This is a genomic window from Streptomyces sp. NPDC006012, assembly GCF_042871185.1.
GTDB lineage: Bacteria > Actinomycetota > Actinomycetes > Streptomycetales > Streptomycetaceae > Streptomyces.
Genome location: NZ_JBIAIE010000002.1, coordinates 288,555 through 306,068, shown reverse-complemented (window position 1 = coordinate 306,068; position 17,514 = coordinate 288,555). Strand labels below are relative to the sequence as shown.

General features: G+C 70.0%; 15 protein-coding genes. 10 read left to right on the top strand and 5 right to left on the bottom strand.

Translation table 11 applies throughout. From position 1 onward, the window contains the following. The first annotated feature begins 31 nt into the window (after positions 1–31). The 4 genes from dnaJ (at position 32) to ACFYPJ_RS05515 (ending at position 5,067) form a co-directional block, all read left to right on the top strand. Positions 32–1,213 carry a molecular chaperone DnaJ gene (gene dnaJ, locus ACFYPJ_RS05530; protein WP_389010895.1) on the top strand — a complete coding sequence of 394 codons (1,182 nt, stop codon included), beginning with the start codon at positions 32–34 and terminating at the stop codon, positions 1,211–1,213. Positions 1,214–1,218: 5 nt separating this feature from the next. Continuing rightward, on the top strand, positions 1,219–1,665 hold the full coding sequence (locus ACFYPJ_RS05525) for a heat shock protein transcriptional repressor HspR (protein ID WP_389010892.1): 447 nt from the start codon (positions 1,219–1,221) through the stop codon (positions 1,663–1,665). Positions 1,666–2,224: 559 nt separating this feature from the next. Next, a complete protein-coding gene (locus ACFYPJ_RS05520; protein ID WP_389010889.1) occupies positions 2,225–3,334 on the top strand; it encodes a sugar ABC transporter substrate-binding protein in 1,110 nt (369 codons plus the stop codon). Positions 3,335–4,020: 686 nt separating this feature from the next. Beyond that, positions 4,021–5,067, top strand: a complete 1,047-nt coding sequence (locus tag ACFYPJ_RS05515) for a LuxR C-terminal-related transcriptional regulator (RefSeq protein ID WP_389010886.1) — start codon at positions 4,021–4,023, stop codon at positions 5,065–5,067. Here the strand turns inward: ACFYPJ_RS05515 and ACFYPJ_RS05510 are convergent. Beyond that, complete coding sequence (locus ACFYPJ_RS05510) at positions 5,030–6,013, bottom strand: helix-turn-helix transcriptional regulator (protein WP_389010883.1); 984 nt, start codon at positions 6,011–6,013, stop codon at positions 5,030–5,032. The two genes, ACFYPJ_RS05515 and ACFYPJ_RS05510, sit on opposite strands and share 38 nt — an antisense overlap. A 357-nt stretch (positions 6,014–6,370) precedes the next feature. Here ACFYPJ_RS05510 and ACFYPJ_RS05505 point away from each other — a divergent pair, with 357 nt between their 5' ends. Next, complete coding sequence (locus ACFYPJ_RS05505) at positions 6,371–6,667, top strand: (2Fe-2S)-binding protein (protein WP_389011593.1); 297 nt, start codon at positions 6,371–6,373, stop codon at positions 6,665–6,667. Between the two features lie 281 nt (positions 6,668–6,948). Here ACFYPJ_RS05505 and ACFYPJ_RS05500 read toward each other — a convergent pair whose 3' ends face one another. Continuing rightward, positions 6,949–7,374 carry a pyridoxamine 5'-phosphate oxidase family protein gene (locus ACFYPJ_RS05500; RefSeq protein ID WP_389010881.1) on the bottom strand — a complete coding sequence of 142 codons (426 nt, stop codon included), beginning with the start codon at positions 7,372–7,374 and terminating at the stop codon, positions 6,949–6,951. A gap of 299 nt (positions 7,375–7,673) precedes the next feature. On the opposite strand from ACFYPJ_RS05500, the gene clpB reads away from it, so the two are divergent. Both clpB and ACFYPJ_RS05490 read left to right on the top strand, forming a co-directional pair. After that, on the top strand, positions 7,674–10,271 hold the full coding sequence (gene clpB, locus ACFYPJ_RS05495) for an ATP-dependent chaperone ClpB (protein WP_389010878.1): 2,598 nt from the start codon (positions 7,674–7,676) through the stop codon (positions 10,269–10,271). 266 nt (positions 10,272–10,537) lie between these two features. Next, positions 10,538–11,065, top strand: a complete 528-nt coding sequence (locus ACFYPJ_RS05490) for a YbjN domain-containing protein (protein WP_389010876.1) — start codon at positions 10,538–10,540, stop codon at positions 11,063–11,065. A gap of 151 nt (positions 11,066–11,216) precedes the next feature. On the opposite strand, the gene ACFYPJ_RS05485 is transcribed toward ACFYPJ_RS05490, so the two are convergent. Both ACFYPJ_RS05485 and ACFYPJ_RS05480 read right to left on the bottom strand, forming a co-directional pair. Beyond that, positions 11,217–12,431: a hypothetical protein gene (locus tag ACFYPJ_RS05485; RefSeq protein ID WP_389010873.1), complete on the bottom strand. Its 1,215-nt coding sequence runs from the start codon at positions 12,429–12,431 to the stop codon at positions 11,217–11,219. 304 nt (positions 12,432–12,735) lie between these two features. Next, a complete protein-coding gene (locus ACFYPJ_RS05480; protein WP_389010870.1) occupies positions 12,736–14,001 on the bottom strand; it encodes a cytochrome P450 in 1,266 nt (421 codons plus the stop codon). A 417-nt stretch (positions 14,002–14,418) separates the two neighbouring features. Between ACFYPJ_RS05480 and ACFYPJ_RS05475 the strand changes: the two genes are divergently transcribed. Both ACFYPJ_RS05475 and ACFYPJ_RS05470 read left to right on the top strand, forming a co-directional pair. After that, positions 14,419–14,895 (top strand): prevent-host-death family protein, encoded by a 477-nt coding sequence (locus tag ACFYPJ_RS05475; RefSeq protein ID WP_389010867.1) that lies wholly within the window; start codon positions 14,419–14,421, stop codon positions 14,893–14,895. Between the two features lie 34 nt (positions 14,896–14,929). Continuing rightward, the gene (locus ACFYPJ_RS05470) at positions 14,930–15,241 is read left to right on the top strand and encodes a hypothetical protein (RefSeq protein WP_389010864.1); all 312 of its coding nucleotides are present in this window, start codon (positions 14,930–14,932) and stop codon (positions 15,239–15,241) included. Positions 15,242–15,318: 77 nt separating this feature from the next. Here ACFYPJ_RS05470 and ACFYPJ_RS05465 read toward each other — a convergent pair whose 3' ends face one another. Next, positions 15,319–16,509 (bottom strand): pyridoxal phosphate-dependent aminotransferase, encoded by a 1,191-nt coding sequence (locus ACFYPJ_RS05465; protein WP_389010861.1) that lies wholly within the window; start codon positions 16,507–16,509, stop codon positions 15,319–15,321. A gap of 251 nt (positions 16,510–16,760) precedes the next feature. On the opposite strand from ACFYPJ_RS05465, the gene ACFYPJ_RS05460 reads away from it, so the two are divergent. Beyond that, the gene (locus tag ACFYPJ_RS05460) at positions 16,761–17,042 is read left to right on the top strand and encodes a hypothetical protein (RefSeq protein WP_389010858.1); all 282 of its coding nucleotides are present in this window, start codon (positions 16,761–16,763) and stop codon (positions 17,040–17,042) included. Positions 17,043–17,514 lie beyond the last annotated feature (472 nt).

Here is a 17,514-nt window from a genome sequence, read left to right as displayed (position 1 = left end):
TAAGCACCGAGTGGGAGGAGGGACGTCGGGGATGAGCACCAAGGACTTCATCGAGAAGGACTACTACAAGGTCCTCGGCGTCCCCAAGGACGCCACCGAGGCGGAGATCAAGAAGGCGTACCGGAAACTCGCCCGCGAGTTCCACCCGGATGCCAACAAGGGCAACGCAAAGGCGGAGGAGCGGTTCAAGGAGGTCTCCGAGGCGAACGACATCCTCGGCGACCCCAAGAAGCGCAAGGAGTACGACGATGCGCGCGCCCTCTTCGGCAACGGCGGGTACCGCCCGGGGCCGGGCGCGGGCGGCGGCAACTTCAACTTCGACCTGGGCGACCTCTTCGGAGGCGGCGCCCAGGGCCAGGGCCAGGGCGCGGGCGGCTTCGGCGGTGGCCTCGGTGACGTCTTCGGGGGCTTGTTCAACCGGGGCGGCGCGGGCACCACGCGCACCCAGCCCCGGCGCGGCCAGGACATCGAGTCCGAGGTCACGCTGAGCTTCACGGAGGCCATCGAGGGTGCCACGGTGCCGCTCAGGATGTCCTCGCAGGCGCCCTGCAAGGCCTGTTCCGGCACCGGCGACAAGAACGGTACGCCGCGCGTGTGCCCGACCTGTGTCGGCACCGGCCAGGTGGCGCGGGGTTCGGGCGGCGGCTTCTCGCTCACCGACCCCTGCCCCGACTGCAAGGGCCGTGGCCTGATCGCCGAGCACCCCTGCCCGGAGTGCAAGGGCAGCGGCCGGGCCAAGTCGTCCCGGACCATGCAGGTCCGCATCCCCGCGGGGGTGACGGACGGGCAGCGGATCCGGCTGCGCGGCAAGGGCACCCCGGGCGAGCGGGGCGGACCGGCGGGCGACCTGTACGTCGTCGTCCACGTCGGCGAGCACCCGGTGTTCGGCCGCAAGGGCGACAACCTCACGGTGACCGTCCCGGTGACGTTCACCGAGGCGGCGCTCGGCGGCGAGGTCCGGGTCCCGACCCTCGGCGGCCCGCCGGTCACGCTGAAGCTGCCGCCGGGCACGTCCAACGGCCGCACCATGCGGGCGCGGGGCAAGGGCGCGGTCCGCAAGGACGGCACCCATGGGGATCTGCTGGTCACCGTCGAGGTAAGTGTTCCCAAGGACCTGACGGGGAAGGCTCGTGACGCGCTGGAGGCGTATCGCGAGGCGACCGTGGGTGAGGACCCGCGGGCGGAGTTGTTCGAGGCCGCGAAGGGAGCCTGAGGGAGATGGACGGCCGTCGGCGTAACCCGTATGAACTGACCGAGGAGACCCCGGTCTACGTCATCTCGGTGGCGGCCCAGCTCTCCGGCCTGCACCCGCAGACGCTGCGCCAGTACGACCGGCTGGGCCTGGTCTCCCCGGACCGCACCGCGGGCCGGGGCCGCCGCTACTCGGCCCGTGACATCGAACTGCTCCGCCAGGTGCAGCAGTTGTCGCAGGACGAGGGCATCAACCTGGCCGGAATCAAGCGCATCATCGAACTGGAGAACCAGGTCGTCGCTCTGCAGTCCCGCGTCGCGGAGCTGCAGGCGGCCCTGGACGGCGCGGCGGCGGCGATGCGGCAGCGCGAGGCCGCCGTCCACGCCTCCTACCGCCGCGACCTGGTGCCGTACCAGGAGGTCCAGCAGACCAGCGCGCTGGTGGTGTGGCGGCCGAAGAAGGCCAAGGACTGAGGCCGAGCACCAAGGCCAAGGACTGAGGCCGAGGACCAAGGCCAAAGACTATGGCCACGGCCTGAAGAAGGCCGAGGCTGACCGGCGGCACGGCAGTACGTACGGCAGAGGCCCGGAGGTGATCCTCCGGGCCTCTGCCATGTCCGCGCGGGCTCCGCGGGCACCCGGCACTGGAGGAGCGGGGGACCGGGAGCAGCGGGGCGGACCGGGATGACCGGGATGACCGGGGCAGAGCGGGACGACCGGGGCGGAGCGGGCCGTGGTGGATGGGACCGCCGGGGAGGCCGGGGCGTTCGCGGCGGCCGTTCCTGACGTCGGCTCATGTGAAGAATGCAAGGTTGGAATGATCTTTGCCTTCTCCTGAACTTCCCTGGGTGGAGGCCCCGTACCTGGTACTCCAAGAGAGTTCCGCCAGACCTTCACAGCAAAGACTGGACGCGGCGTTGCGCACTTGTTAGGCCCTGCTGCTTGACGCAGGTGGTGTCGGCGCGTTGGCTTTTCAGTCACGTGGGCCGAATGCAGCCCTCACGTCTCGAACGCACCTAAGGTGAGCACTCGCATGCGTCGTTTGGCCATAGTCGTGGCTGCGTCCACGATGATCCTTCCGCTTGCCGGCTGCGGCGCTCTGAGCGCGACGCGCGGTTCGAGCGACAGCGCCAGCCCCACCAAGGGCAACGACGTCACCGTGGGCCTGCTGCTGCCGGAGACGGCCAACACGCGCTACGAGAAGTTCGACTACCCCATCATCAAGGCGAAGGTCGACTCGCTGACCGGGCAGCAGGGCAAGGTCGCCTACGCCAACGCCGGGGCGGACGCGGCGAAGCAGGCCGTGCAGATGCAGAAGATGATCGACGACAGGGTCGACGTCATCCTGCTGGACGCGGTCGACGCGCACGGCATCGCGGGCGAGGTGCGCAAGGCCAAGGACGCGGGCATCCCGGTCATCGCCTACGACCGGCCGTCCGAGGGGCCGGTCGAGGCGTACATCTCGTTCGACAACGAACTCGTCGGCGAGTTGCAGGGCCGTTCGCTGCTGGAGGCGCTGGGCCCGGGCGCCGGATCGTCCGCGAAGATCGTCATGATGAACGGCGCGCTGACCGACCCGAACGCCAAGCAGGTCAAGCAGGGCGCCCTCGCCGCGCTGAGCGGCAAGGTGACGGTGGCCGCGTCCTTCGACACCAAGGACTGGAAGCCGGAGAACGCCGAGGCCAACATGGACCGCGCGATCGGCGACATCGGCAAGGACGACATCGCGGCCGTCTACTCCGCCAACGACGGCATGGCGGGCGGCATCGTCAAGGCGCTCCATGCCGCCGGGGCCGTCGAGATGCCGCCGATCACCGGCCAGGACGCCGAACTGCAGGCGGTGCAGCGGATCGTCTCCGGCGATCAGTACATGACCGTCTACAAGCCCTACCCGGACGAGGCCGAAACGGCCGCCGAGATGGCGCTCGCCAAGCTCCAGGGCAAGGACATCCAGTTCGACGCGCTCACCCCGGACCGGGTGAACAGCCCTACCACGAAGGGCATCCCGGCCCAGCTGGTGCAGGTGAGCGCGATGACGAAGTCCAACATCAAGAGCACGGTCATCGCGGACGGCATCTACAAGGTCTCCGACATCTGCACGTCCCAGTACAAGGCGGACTGTGACGCGCTCGGCCTGAGGTAGCGGACAGCGGCCGGCGGCTGCGGTCGTGCCGGCGGCTGCGGCCGTATGTCCGTTCCGTGCCCGTGTATGTCCGTTCCGTGCCCGCGCATGCCTGTGTCGTGCCTGCGCATGCCCGTTCCGTGCCCGTGTCGTGCCCGTCGAGGCGGTCGTGTGCGGGCGGCGCAGGGGCGGGTGGGGAAAGAGTGCCCAGTGGGGCCTGTCGGCCGCTGTGGGGCTCCTGAGGGCCGTTCGCCGGGTCCCGGCCGTCACTCCGCCCCCGTGCCCGCGGCCGCCGTACGTGACGCGAGGTCAGGCCCGGCTGCTCCGCGGGTCCGACCCCGGACCCCGTACACCCTTGTCAGGGACCCGGCAGACCCCCCTGATCCGGCCCGCTCGCACAAACATCCTGATCCGTTTGTCGGCCGGTCTGCGGGCATCGTATGCGTACGGTCCGGGGCGGCGCGGACGCGCAGGGTGACCTGGCGGTCGCTGAGGGGATTTCACCTGCTCACGGCGGTGCGGGAGTTCATCGGCGGGCGTCGGCGGGCCCGCCGGCCGGTCGCGGGAGGGCCGAAAGACGGCGGGGAGGAACCGGGAGAATCCGCCGGATCGCACCCGGCGCGGCCAGGGCAGCCGTGTTGCGGAGCCGGTCGGCGCCGCGCATAGTTGCGCTGCGGAAGTGGCAGCAACCGGGGGTGGAATGGGCGATGACCGGGCGTGGAACGGGGCAGCATCCACACGGTGCCGACCGCCTGTGCGAAGCCGGAGACCGCGTGTACTCCCGGGCCGTACGAAGCGGCCGGGTGCCGCGCATGGATGCCGAGCCGGTGCCCTGCCTGCTGGAACTCGCCCTGCTGCACCCGGACCCGGATGACATGGACTGGCTGGTGCCGACCTCCCCGCAGGAGGTCATGACCCGGCTGCTGCGCGTGATGTACGACGAGGCCAAGGAGAGCCAGCGCCGGGTGGGTTCGGCGGTGGCGGCCTTCGAGCGGTACGCGGGTCTGGGCCGCCGGCTACCGGCTCCGGCGTCGGCGCCGGCCGAGGGCACCGCGATCCGGGTCCTGGACGGGCTGTCCCGGATCCAGGCGGCGATGGACGAGGCGACCGCGGCCTGTACCACCGAGGTGCTGACGGTGCAGCCCGGCGGCATCCGGCGGGAGGCCGAGCTGACCGAGGGGCTGCACCGGGCACTGGCGCTGCGCGGCCGGGGCGTGCGCATGCGCGACCTGTACACGCACGTGGCACGGCACGGGCAGGGGCTGCTCAACTACCTGGAGCTGATGGGCGACGCGGTCGAGGCCCGGACGCTGGACGAGGTCATCGACCGGCTGATCCTGTTCGACCGTACGGTGGCCTTCATCCCGGCGAACACCGACCGCACGATGGCGTTGGAACTGCGGCACCCGGCGCTGGTCGAATACCTGGTGACGGTCTTCGAACGGCTGTGGCGACTGGCGATCCCGCTGACCGCCCCGCTGCCCGACACCGGTATCGAGGGCATCTCGCACCGCGAGCAGTCCATCGCCGCGCTGCTGGCCGAGGGCCACCAGGACGCGGTCATCGCCGAGCGCCTGGGGATCAGCGTCCGCACCTGCCGCGCGCACATCGCGCGGCTGTCGGAGACTCTCGGTGCCGCCAACCGCACCCAGTTGGGCGTCCGCATCGCCCAGGTGGGTCTGGACGGCCCGCCGCGCGCGGCGGGCGAGGGCCCGCTCAGTATTCCTGGTCAAGGATCCCCGAGCGTGCGATGAGATAGCCGAGCTGGGCGCGGCTGCCGCTGCCCAGGGACTGGGCCAGCTTGGCGATGTGGGCGCGGCAGGTACGGACGTTCATGCCGAGCCGGCGGGCGATGGCCTCGTCGACATGGCCCTCGACGAGGAGCTTGGCGATGGAGTGCTGGATCTCCGTTATGCCGTCGGGGGCGGCCTCGTAGGGCCCGTCCGTGCCCAGTGGGACGGCGCGGTTCCACATGAACTCGAAGACCTTGACCAGATAGCGGACCAGGCCCGGCTGGCGCAGTTCCAGCGCGACCTGCTGGTCGTCGCGGATGGGGATGAACGCGACGGTCTCGTCGCAGATGATGAGGCGCTCCACCAGTTCGTCGATGGTGCGGTACTCCGCCTTGCCGTCGGAAAGGTGCGCGGCGTAGGCGAGCTTCTCCGGGTTGTGGCGGGCGGTGTGCTGGTACAGGGTGCGGATCCGCACGCCGCGTTCGATCAGCGGGCGGTCGCGCTCCAGGCCCTTCAGGACGCTGCGTTCGGAGATGCGGTCGCTCGGCTGGACCGTCAGCACCTCCGTGCGGCACTGCTCGGTGGCCAGGTTGAGCGCGGCGTTGATCCGCTCGCTGCCCTCCAGCAGGGTCATCGAATCGCTGCTCGCCGTGTCCTGCGTGCTGAGCGTCATGTACGGCCCGAAGGCGTCGGCCAGCTCGATCGTCTGCCGCCGCCGCGCGGTTATCTCGCGCTCGATCGGTCCGAGCCGCTGGGCCAGGGCGACCGAGGGCGGTACCGGGCGCAGCCGGTCCGGGTCGTCGGGGTCCGGGTGGAGCAGGCCGAACTCCAGCAGGCAAGGGGCGGCTTCCACGGCTGTGCGCGCGACGTGTCCCGTACGTAGAGCCGTGGCATAGATGCGGCCACCGTCCTCACACAGCTCCGTCACAGCGTGGGGATGTGTCGCTTTTGTGTGACTCGTTGTCATATCTCCACCCCCCAGGGTCCTGAACATGCAGGAACATGATGCACCGATTGTGTGGCCATGACGTGCCCGAATGAGCCATCGTCGTACCTGACGGGGGAAAAGGGGACCTTCAAGTGAGGACGAAGCCGACTATGGGTAAGAAAATGCTTCGCTCGGTGCTTGTCGCCGCCTTCTCTGCCCTGGTGGCCGTCGGTGTGTTGGGCGGTTTCTCCGGCACGAAGGGCGATGTTCGGGCAAACACCAGCTGGCCGAGTGTCGCGCAAGGCGAGGACAACACGTCGTGGCCGCTCCCGCCGGTCATTGGAGCCGGGAGCTGACGTGAGCACCCCACCCGACGACCGATCCTTCCGCCGTGAGATGGCGACCGCCTATCGATCCGGCTGGCACTTCATCGACCTGGTCACCGCCATCCCCCACAGCGGTGACTCGCTGATGGTGACCGTGTTCGGCGAGCCGGTCGTCGTCACGCGGGACGAGGACGAGGACGTACGGGCGTACCGGTGTCTGCGGAAGCCCCGCGGGGCTCCGCAACCCGTGCGATGTGCCATTCGGTACGGAATGATTTTTGTGAACCTGGATCAGCGGGACCATCGGCTGGCAGAGCCGGAGGCCCCGGATGTGAGGACTATCTCGGCCACCCCCCGCAGTGCCTGACGCGATTCCCCCGTCGTTATAGATCGCTCAGGTGCTTCCCCCCGCAGCGGCGTCACCGTGACCTGAACACGGTGACGCCGCTGTCGTTTCCAGGGATATTTCGCGACATCACCCGGTTCTCATGCTGGCTCAAAACCGCTTGTGGCTGTCCGTGGTCGGCTGTGCACCGGACCGGGAACGGGCCTTGACCCGGCCGGGCCCGCGGCCGGCTCCGGGTGGCCCGGGGCGGATCCGGCGCCGCCCTCCCCGGTGCGGCCCGGACCCCGGCCGCCGCCCCGCGGTCACGCCTTCCCGAGCGCCCGCTCCACCTGGATCTCGATCACCACACGGGCAGGATTCGGCGACGGCGTCCGCTCGTACCGCTCCGCGTGGCGCCGCTCCGCCTCCGCGACGCGCTCCCGGTCGGTGTGGACGAAGGCCCGGCCCTCCAGCGTGGCCCAGCGCCGCCCGGCCACCTGGCAGACGGCGACCCGGGCACCGGCCTCGCCGGCCGCGACGACATGGCCCGCCTTGGCGCTCGCCCCGTTCGTGATCACCCGGGCCAGCCGGGCTTCGGGGTCGTAGGTCACGGAGACGGGTACGACGTGCGGGCTGCCGTCGGGGCGCAGGGTCGTCAGGGTGCAGAGATGGCGCTCCCGCCAGAAGGCGAGGTACGACGCGTCCGGCGCGTCCAGGTCCACGGCGTAGTCCAGGGTCTGTCGGGTCATGCTTCCGGAAACTACTCCAGGGCCGGGTGGCGCGTCGGCGCGGAGGCGGGGCTGCCCGGGAATCCCCGGGTTCCCCGGGTCCGGACCCGCCCTCTCGCCGGCCGATGCCGGTGATCCAGGTCCGGAGGCGGGGATCCCCGGCCGTCGATGCCGGGTGATCCCCCGGCTTCCCCAGTTCCCCCGGCTCCCCGTACCGCCTTGAGTGGAATAGACTCAACTTTGTGTACGTTGGTTAAGTCAGCACTGGGAGTATCGGGAGACGTGGCCGACAAGCCGACGCCGAGGAGGAGAACGCGAACGTGGACGCCGAGCTGACCAACAGGAGCCGGGACGCGATCAACGCGGCCAGCACGCGGGCCGTGACCGAGGGACACCCGGACCTTACGCCTGCCCACCTGCTGCTGGCCCTGCTCCAGGGGCAGGAGAACGAGAACATCACCGACCTGCTCGCGGCCGTCGACGCCGACCAGGCCGCCGTACGGTCCGGGACCGAGCAGGTGCTCGCCGGGCTGCCCAGCGTGGCCGGCACCACCGTCGCGCCCCCGCAGCCCAACCGCGAGCTGCTCGCCGTCCTCGCCGACGCAGCCGCGCGCGCGAAGGACCTCGGCGACGACTACCTCTCCACCGAACACCTGCTCATCGGCATCGCGGCGAAGGGCGGCGCGGCCGGCGAGGTGCTGGCCCGGCAGGGCGCCGACGCGAAGAAACTGCAGACGGCCTTCCAGAAGGCAAGGGGAGGGCGACGCGTGACCACCGCCGATCCGGAGGGCCAGTACAAGGCCCTGGAGAAGTTCGGCACCGACTTCACCGCGGCGGCCCGCGACGGCAAGCTCGACCCCGTCATCGGGCGGGACCACGAGATCCGGCGGGTCGTCCAGGTGCTGTCCCGCCGTACCAAGAACAACCCCGTGCTCATCGGCGAGCCCGGCGTCGGCAAGACCGCCGTCGTCGAGGGCCTCGCCCAGCGGATCGTGAAGGGCGACGTACCGGAGTCGCTGAAGAACAAGCGGCTGGTGGCGCTGGACCTCGGCGCGATGGTCGCGGGCGCCAAGTACCGGGGTGAGTTCGAGGAGCGGCTGAAGACCGTCCTCGCCGAGATCAAGGACTCCGACGGGCAGATCATCACCTTCATCGACGAACTGCACACCGTGGTGGGCACCGGCGCAGGCGGCGACTCGGCGATGGACGCGGGCAACATGCTCAAGCCGATGCTGGCCCGCGGCGAGCTGCGCATGGTCGGCGCGACCACGCTCGACGAGTACCGCGAGCGGATCGAGAAGGACCCGGCGCTGGAGCGGCGCTTCCAGCAGGTGCTGGTCGCCGAGCCGACCGTGGAGGACACCATCGCGATCCTGCGCGGTCTCAAGGGCCGCTACGAGGCCCACCACAAGGTGCAGATCGCGGACAGCGCGCTGGTGGCCGCCGCCACCCTCTCCGACCGCTACATCACCTCCCGTTTCCTGCCCGACAAGGCCATCGACCTGGTCGACGAGGCCGCCTCCCGGCTGCGTATGGAGATCGACTCCTCGCCCGTCGAGATCGACGAACTCCAGCGCGCCGTCGACCGGTTGAAGATGGAGGAGCTGGCGATCGGCAAGGAGACCGACGCGGCCTCCCGGGAGCGCCTGGAGAAGCTGCGCCGCGACCTCGCCGACAAGGAGGAGGAGCTGCGCGGCCTCAACGCGCGCTGGGAGAAGGAGAAGCAGTCCCTGAACCGGGTCGGCGAGCTGAAGGAACGCCTCGACGACCTGCGCGGCCAGGCCGAACGCGCCCAGCGCGACGGCGACTTCGACACCGCCTCCAAGCTGCTGTACGGCGAGATCCCCGAGCTGGAGAAGGAGATGGAGGCCGCCTCCGAGGCCGAGGAGGAGGCCGCGAAGGACACCATGGTCAAGGACGAGGTCGGCTCCGACGACATCGCCGACGTCGTCGCCGCCTGGACCGGCATCCCCGCCGGGCGGCTGCTGGAGGGCGAGACGCAGAAGCTGCTGCGCATGGAGGACGAGCTGGGCCGCCGGCTGATCGGCCAGACCGAGGCCGTGCGGGCGGTCTCCGACGCGGTGCGCCGCAGCCGGGCCGGCATCGCCGACCCCGACCGGCCCACCGGTTCCTTCCTGTTCCTCGGCCCGACCGGCGTCGGCAAGACCGAACTGGCGAAGGCCCTTGCCGACTTCCTCTTCGACGACGAGCGGGCCATGGTCCGTATCGACATGTCGGAGTACAGCGAGAAGCACAGCGTCGCCCGGCTGGTCGGTGCTCCCCCCGGGTACGTCGGCTACGAGGAGGGCGGCCAGTTGACCGAGGCGGTGCGGCGGCGCCCGTACAGCGTGGTCCTGCTGGACGAGGTGGAGAAGGCGCACCCCGAGGTCTTCGACATCCTCCTGCAGGTGCTGGACGACGGCCGGCTGACCGACGGGCAGGGCCGTACGGTCGACTTCCGCAACGCGATCCTCGTCCTCACCTCGAACCTGGGCAGCCAGTTCCTGGTCGAGCCGACCACCAGCGAGCACGAGAAGAAGGAGCAGGTGCTCGAAGTGGTCCGGGTCTCCTTCAAGCCGGAGTTCCTGAACCGGCTCGACGACCTGGTCGTCTTCTCGGCCCTGAGCAAGGACGAACTGGCCCGGATCGCCCGGCTCCAGATCGACCGGCTGGCCCGCCGGCTGGCCGAGCGCCGGCTCACCCTGGTCGTCACTGACGAGGCGCTGGCCTGGCTGGCGGACGAGGGCAACGACCCGGCGTACGGCGCCCGCCCGCTGCGCCGTCTGGTCCAGACCGCCATCGGCGACCGGCTCGCCAAGGAGATCCTCTCCGGGGAGGTCAAGGACGGCGACACGGTCCGGGTGGACGCCTTCGGTGACGGGCTGCTGGTCGGGCCGTCCACCGGTAAGACGCTCTGACCTGGGGGCGGGCCGTCGTCGGCTCCAATGCGTCGCGTGGTCGAACCGCCCCTCCCCGGACCGTCTGCCCGTCTTCCCCGGCCGGAACCGGCCGGGGAAGACGGGCGGCAGTCGTGTCCGGGTGGCGTGCGGGTACGCGCTTCGTGGCGCGCGGGTAAAGGCTTGACCGGATCGTGTCTGCCCGTGGCGGACAGCGCCGTCGGGGCTTGCCACCCCCCTCCCCGGATGAGGGAGGATGGCGGAATCCGTACGAAGGGAAATTCACGGTGACCATCGACCCGTCCTCGATTCCGAACTTCGGGGGCCAGCCCGAGCCGCAGCCCCAAGGACCGGCGGGCCCCGTCGTCCCGGATCAGGATCTTGTGAAGCAGCTCCTCGAACAGATGGAGCTGAAGTACGTCGTCGACGAAGAGGGTGACCTCGCGGCGCCGTGGGAGCAGTTCCGTACGTACTTCATGTTCCGCGGGGAGCCCGACCAGGCGGTCTTCTCGGTGCGGACCTTCTTCGACCGGCCGCACCAGATCGAGGAGAAGTCGCAGCTCCTGGAGACGATCGACGACTGGAACCGCAGGACGCTGTGGCCCAAGGTGTACACCCACACCCACGACGACGGCACCGTCCGCCTCATCGGTGAGGCGCAGATGCTGATCAGCACCGGCGTCGACCTCAACCACTTCGTCACCTCCACGGTCAGCTGGGTGCGGGCCGCGATCGAGTTCGACAAGTGGCTGGTGGAGCAGCTCGGCCTCGAACAAGAGGTCAACGAGGCGGACAAGCCCGACGACGAGGAGTGACACCGTCGCTCCGCACCCCGGTGCGCGGCGGCGCGACGACGGTCCGGCGCGGCGGGTGAGCCGCCGGCGCCCTGGGCGTTCTGCGCGTTCCGGGCGCCCTGGGGCGGCGGACGGACGGTCGCGGCTGCCCCAACGGCGGCGGTCACGGTCGTCACAGCGGCGTCCGGGCGAGCACGACGAGATAGGCGCCGTATCCGAAGGAGAGCCCGGCCAGGGCGCAGACCACCACGGTCGCGTGCCAGGGCCGGGCTCTCGCCGTCCGTACCAGGGCCCGGGCCAGCGGGATCAGCAGCGGGAACGCGGGCAGCAGGAAGCGCGGCTTGGACTCGAAGAAACCGGAGCCGCCGAGCGTGATCAGCAGCAGCACGCCGCTGTACACGAGGAGGGGGAGTGGGGCCCGGTCGGCGACCAGCAGTGCGAACAGCAGCACGGCCAGCGCCACGATCAGCAGCGCCACGGAGAAGACGAACCGGTCGCCCCGTCCCAGCAGCCCGCGGACGAAGTGCAGCGAACCGCGCCCGAGGTCGAACCGTGACCCCCACAGCCGCTGCACCTCGAAGTAGCCGCCGAGCAGGTCGTCCTTGCGCCGGCCGACCCAGAGCACGTACGCCGTCCAGCCCAGCGGTGCGAGCGCGGCGCCCGTCCACAGCCTGTGGGAAAACCGGTCGCCGCGCCGGCGGGTCCGGTACGCCTCGCAGACCGCCGCCGCGATCAGCGCGGCGGCGACCGCGATGCCGTTGGGCCGGGACAGCCCGGCGAGGGTGGCCAGGGTGCCCGCCCACAGCCAGTTGCCGGCCAGCACGGCGTACAGGGACCAGGCCGCGAACGCGGTGAGCACCGGCTCGGTGTACGCCATCGACAGCACCACGGAGTGCGGCAGCAGCCCCCACAGCACCACCAGCACGGTGCCCACGCCGGGGCCGTACAGGCGGGCGCCCACCGCGTAGATCCCGCAGGCGGCGACCCCGGCGGCGGCCCAGGACACCAGCAGCCCCGCCGCGCCCCCGCCGAACGGCGTCACGGCGGTCACGACCCGCACGAGCGCCGGATACAGCGGGAAGAACGCCAGGTCGCTGTGGATGACGTCGGGCTGGAAGGCCACGGTGCGGCCGTAGCCGTGCGCGGCGATGCCCAGGTACCACACGGAGTCCCAGGACCGGCCGAGCAGGGCCAGCGGCTGCTTGTCCCTGGTCCAGGCGGCCAAGGCCAGCACGGCGAACCCGGCGAGCCGGGTGACGGCGAACACCCCGAGCGCGATCCCGCTCGCCGTCAGCAGGGACAGCCGGGCCCGGGCGCGCTCCTGGGGGCCGGGCTCGTGGGACACGGCGGGAGCGGCAGGGATGAGGGTGGGACTTGCGTGGCTCACATTTTCGCAGCTTGCAGGGGCGAGCGCGGGGGCGCGAGCAGTGTGCGGCCGAGCGGGTACGTCGTGAGGGCCGTCGGCGTGGTGACGTGACGGCCGCGGGCGGCGGGTGCCCCGGCCGCGGGAGCCGGGTCCCGGGGCTCCGGACGCCCCGCGCAGAAGGTCGGCGACGGGAAGGAACAGGGGCGGTGGGGCGGGTGGCCGGTCGGCCTTTGGCCGCACCAGCCGCACCAAGCGCATGACTCAGGGCCGGCCGGATCAGGTTCGGCCGCGCCGTCCCGGAGCCGGCCGGGCCGTCCTCCCGGCGCTACCAGCGCACGGGGAGGGCCTTCAGGTGCCAGTTGACAGGGTTGGTGCCGTGCTGGAGATGCCGGGGATCGGTGGCGAGCCGCAGGCCGGGAAAACGGTTGAGCAGTGTGGTCAGGGCGATGCCGGTCTCCTCGTGAGCGAGGTGCGCGCCGAGGCAGCGGTGGGCGCCGTGTCCGAAGCCGAGGTGATGCTCCCGGCTGTGGCGGGTGCGGCTGATGTCAAGGCGGTCGGGGTCGGTGAAGGCGGCCGGGTCGCGGTTGGCTGCGGACACGATCGGGAGAACGGCTTCCCCGGCCTTCACCGGGGTGCTGCCGAGGGTGGTGTCGCAGAGGGCGTAGCGGGGCAGCGCGCGCACGACGGGGCCGCAGTAGCGCATGAGTTCGTCGACGGCGTGCGGCATGAGGGTGGGGTCCTCGCGCAGCAGGGCGAGTTGGCCGGGGTGGGTGAGAAGTGCTGCGGTGCCGTTGGCGATGAGGTTGACGGTGGTGATGTGCCCGGCGACGACGAGGTTGACGATGAGGGAGACAAGCTCCTCCGTGCTCAGCCGGTCGGGGTGCTGGGCGGCGAGCAGGTCGGAGATGAGATCGTTTCCGGGGTGCGCGGTGTGGTGGCCGACGAGGGCGATCGCGTCGTCGACCATGCCCGCGAGCGCGTCGCCGAGTTCGTCACCGCAGACACCGGCGGCCAGTGTGGCGCTGCGGGCTCGCCAGCGGTCCCGGTCGGCCTCGTGGACGGCGATGAGTTCGCAGATGACGGTGATGGGCAGTGGCCTGGCGAAGTGCTCGATGAGGTCGACCACGCCGTCTTCGGCGTGGTCCGGCAGACGGTCGAGCAGGTGGGTGGCGGTGGCTTCGATCCTGGGGCGCAGCGCGGCCACGCGGCGAGGGGAGAAGGCGGCGCTGACCCGGCCGCGCAGGCGGCGGTGGGCGGGACCGTCCGCGTCGAAGATCCCGACGCGTAAGTACTTCTCGTACTCCCGGTACATGCCGCGGGCCCGCCAGGTCTGCTCGGTACGGTGGGCCACCGGTGCACCGGGGACGGCCGTGGCGTCGATGGTGAAGCGGGAATCACTCATGAGGGTACGGATGTCGTCGTGGCAGGTGGCCACCCACATCGGGTCGACGCCGGGCACGCGCCCGCGCACCATCTGCCCGCGTTCGCGGATGGGCGCATAGGCCCTGAAGGGGTCTGTGACCAGCGCCGGATCGGTCAGGTCCAGAGGTTCGTCGCTGATGCCGGTGCTGTCTGGATTCCACACGCTCATATCAGGAATCTCCAAACAAAACGGTAGCTCTTACGGAAGAGTCACTTGTTCAGATTGCTCCTGGGTATCTCCTGGACACGACTTCACCCGGACGAGTGAGGGAACCGTCGGATTTTCCGTCGCACCCGGACACTGCCGTTTCTGAGGGGTGTGGCTCTTTTTGACGGAGGCAGCCAGTCCCTGCCGGGTCGCCTCGGACGGCCTTGCCGACGAATGCGCATACCTCCGTCGGTGACGATCTCCCTGCGGTCCCGTCCGGGGCTCACGGGCGTGAGGTCAGGGCGTGAGGCTCCGCAGTCGGCCGACGGCCTCGTGGAGAACGTCGTCCCGCTTGCAGAAAGTGAAGGTACGCATACCGATAGCCCGGCAGCACTAGAAATCAGAACAGGATCTGAATAAGCTCTGATTATGTCTCATGTGCGTCTGGAAGCAGAAACGGAGTCCGTCTCCTTCACCGACCTCTCTCGCAACCCCAAGGGCATCGCGGCCAGAGCGGCTGCCCTGGGCCGTCTCCGTGTCACACATCGGGATGCGCCGGACATGGTGTTGACCACGGCTGTACGGGCGGAGAATGCCGAGGAGAACCTGACCACCGCCTCACGGCTTTTCCTCGCGCTGATGAAGCAGGACGACGGCGCCAAGTCGCTCCTTCTCGCGCTCCCTGAGGTGTTCCCCTGGGTGCGCCACCTGGACGCGGAAGAGGTTCGGGCCTTCACCGTCGAGCTCCTTGAAGCGCTGTCGGACGCCGCCGAACTAGGGGCGGGAGAGGCGGTGCATCGCGCGATCATCTCCTGGCGTGCCACGGCTCGCATCAATGCCGATCCCGATCAGCTCAGGGAGTCGGCGCGTCCGCTCGATGGTGATGACCTCGGCCCGGTCGAGGTGCGTGGGTGAGCCCGAAGAAAGGGACCGGGTCAGCGTTCCGCCCATGATCGGGTGGAACGTCGTCTTCGGGACCACGGAGGCGGTGACCGGCTGGGAGGAACTGTGCCGCGTTGCGCTGTCGAGCGCCCATCGCTGCCTGGACGCTCTGCGAAGCGATCCTCTGTCCCGGTCCAACTGGAGTCGCCAGCATCAGCTACGGGGCAGGCACGCAACCAAAGCGTGGAAGGGATCCGACCTCGATCAGTGGGAGTACGAGGTCACCAGCGGTGGTCGAGTGCGCTATCTGGTCAGCACGGAGACTTCCACCGTGATCCTCGTGTACGCCTCTCCTCGGCACCCCAAGGACACCGAGTGAGCTGTGGGTCGCTTCGGGGCGGCGGTTCATGAGCAGGTCCCGCCCACGCGACTCCGCTGCGCTCCTTCCGCCCCGCGTCAGACCGCCAACCGCTTGAGGCGGGTTTCCGCCTCTTCCAACACATTCTTCCGCTTGCAGAAGGCGAAACGTACGAAGGGTGCGCCGGCCTCGCGGTGGTCGTAGAAGACCGCGTTGGGAATCGCCACCACTCCGCAGCGCTCGGGCAGCGTGCGGCAGAAGGCGAAGCCGTCGCTTTCGCCGAGGGGGCGGATGTCGGTGGTGATGAAATACGTGCCGGCCGGGCGGAAGACCTTGAAGCCTGCCTGCTCCAGGCCGTGCGCGAGCAGATCCCGCTTGGCCCGCATGCCGGCACGGAACTCGGCGAAGTACGCGTCGGGCAGGCGCAGGGCATCGGCCACGGCGTACTGGAAGGGCCCGGAGGCGACGTACGTCAGGAACTGCTTGACCGAGCGGACCGCGGCCACCAGATCCGGGGCGGCCGTCACCCAGCCGACCTTCCAGCCCGTGAACGAGAAGGTCTTCCCGGCGGAGCCGATGGTGACCGTGCGCTCGCGCATGCCGGGGAACGCGGCCAGCGGCAGATGCTCCGCGCCGTCGAAGACCAGGTGCTCGTACACCTCGTCCGTCACCACCAGCAGGTCCCGTTCCACCGCCAGCGCGGCGATCGCGGCCAGCTCCTCGCGGGTGAGCACCGTGCCTGTCGGGTTGTGCGGGGTGTTGACCAGCAGCAGCCGGGTGCGGTCCGTCACCGCGGCGCGCAGTTCGTCCAGGTCCAGGCAGAAGCCGCCCTCGTGCGGCCGCAGCGTCACCGGCACCCGCGTGCCGCCCGCCATCGCGATGCTCGCCGCGTACGAGTCGTAGTACGGCTCGAACGCGACGACCTCGTCGCCCGGCTCGACCAGGGCGAGCAGCGCGGCGGCGATGGCCTCGGTGGCGCCCGCGGTGACCAGGACCTCGGTGTCCGGATCGAAGCTCAGGCCATGGAAACGCCGCTGGTGGCCGGCGATGGCGGTGCGCAGTTCGGGAACGCCGGAGCCGGGCGGGTACTGGTTGCCGCGCCCCTCGCGCAGCGCCCGTACGGCCGCCTCCCGTACCTCTTCGGGGCCGTCCGTGTCCGGAAAGCCCTGCCCCAGGTTGATCGACCCGGTCCGCACCGCCAGGGCGGACATCTCGGCGAAGATCGTCGTCCCGAACCCGGCGAGGCGGCGGTTGAGCAGTGGGCGTCCGGTGGAGGTCATGTCGGCCATCCTGCGCCGAAGCCCTGGAGTTCTTCAACCGGCCTTCGCCTACGGGCGCCCTCGGACGGTCCGCGAACGTCACGGGGAGGAATTGCCGCTGGTAGCCCGTTCGTATTCGATACGGCGTTCGGGTGCTTCTGGTACACGATCACGAAAGCGGCGCGGATGTGACCGTTTTGAGACCTTTCATACTAGTCTCTCGTAACGAAGAGTAGTCGATCGCTTGCCGATCGCACCCACCTCACTTCGCTGGAGATGACATGCGCAAGCTTCGCAACGTCGCCGTTCTGGTTGCCGCAATCGGCAGCATCGGCCTCGTCGGTGGCACGGCCCACGCCGGAGGCAAGGGCGGCGACGAGGGCGACAGGTTCGCCATCATGCAGAACTCCACCTGTAAGTCGCACGACCTGAACCTCGACCTTCTCGGCGAGGTCGGCGTGCTCAACGGCGCGCTGGGCAACGCCCTCGGCGGCGAGGGCAACCCGGGCGCCCAGGCCACCGACATCGGCTCAACCATGGGCTGCAGCAACAGCGCGTTCTGAGGCTGAGGCCGGCGCAGAGGCGCCGGCCGGCACATGAGTCCCGGCGCCTGGCCAAGGCAGGCGCCGGGACTTCGTCGTTTCTCCGGTCGGCCGGGCCGGAGGGAGACTCGTGTGTCTGCGGCAACTGGAACGGGCTCCGCCGCGGCGAGGACATGCGCCGCTCCGGTTCGTCCCAGGAGAGCATACCGAGTTTCTCGATCGCCCTCGGCCCCTGAAGTCGCACGCACGCGTGTCTCCGTGACCGGTCAAGAAGTCTCCGGAGCCCCCGCGGCGGAGAATGTTGAATCCCGCTCGAATTCCTCGGACCGTGCGTCCGTTCCAGTGAATTGCTTCACCCCGGGAGGCGGGTGACGGGTAACTCTGTTTACCTGTTATTGGCGCACTGCTGACCCGCGATATGTGGTCTATTCGATGCCTGTGCGCGACCTGTCGAGAATCCCATCCCAGGCGAAGTCCGGCATGCCCCGTGAGC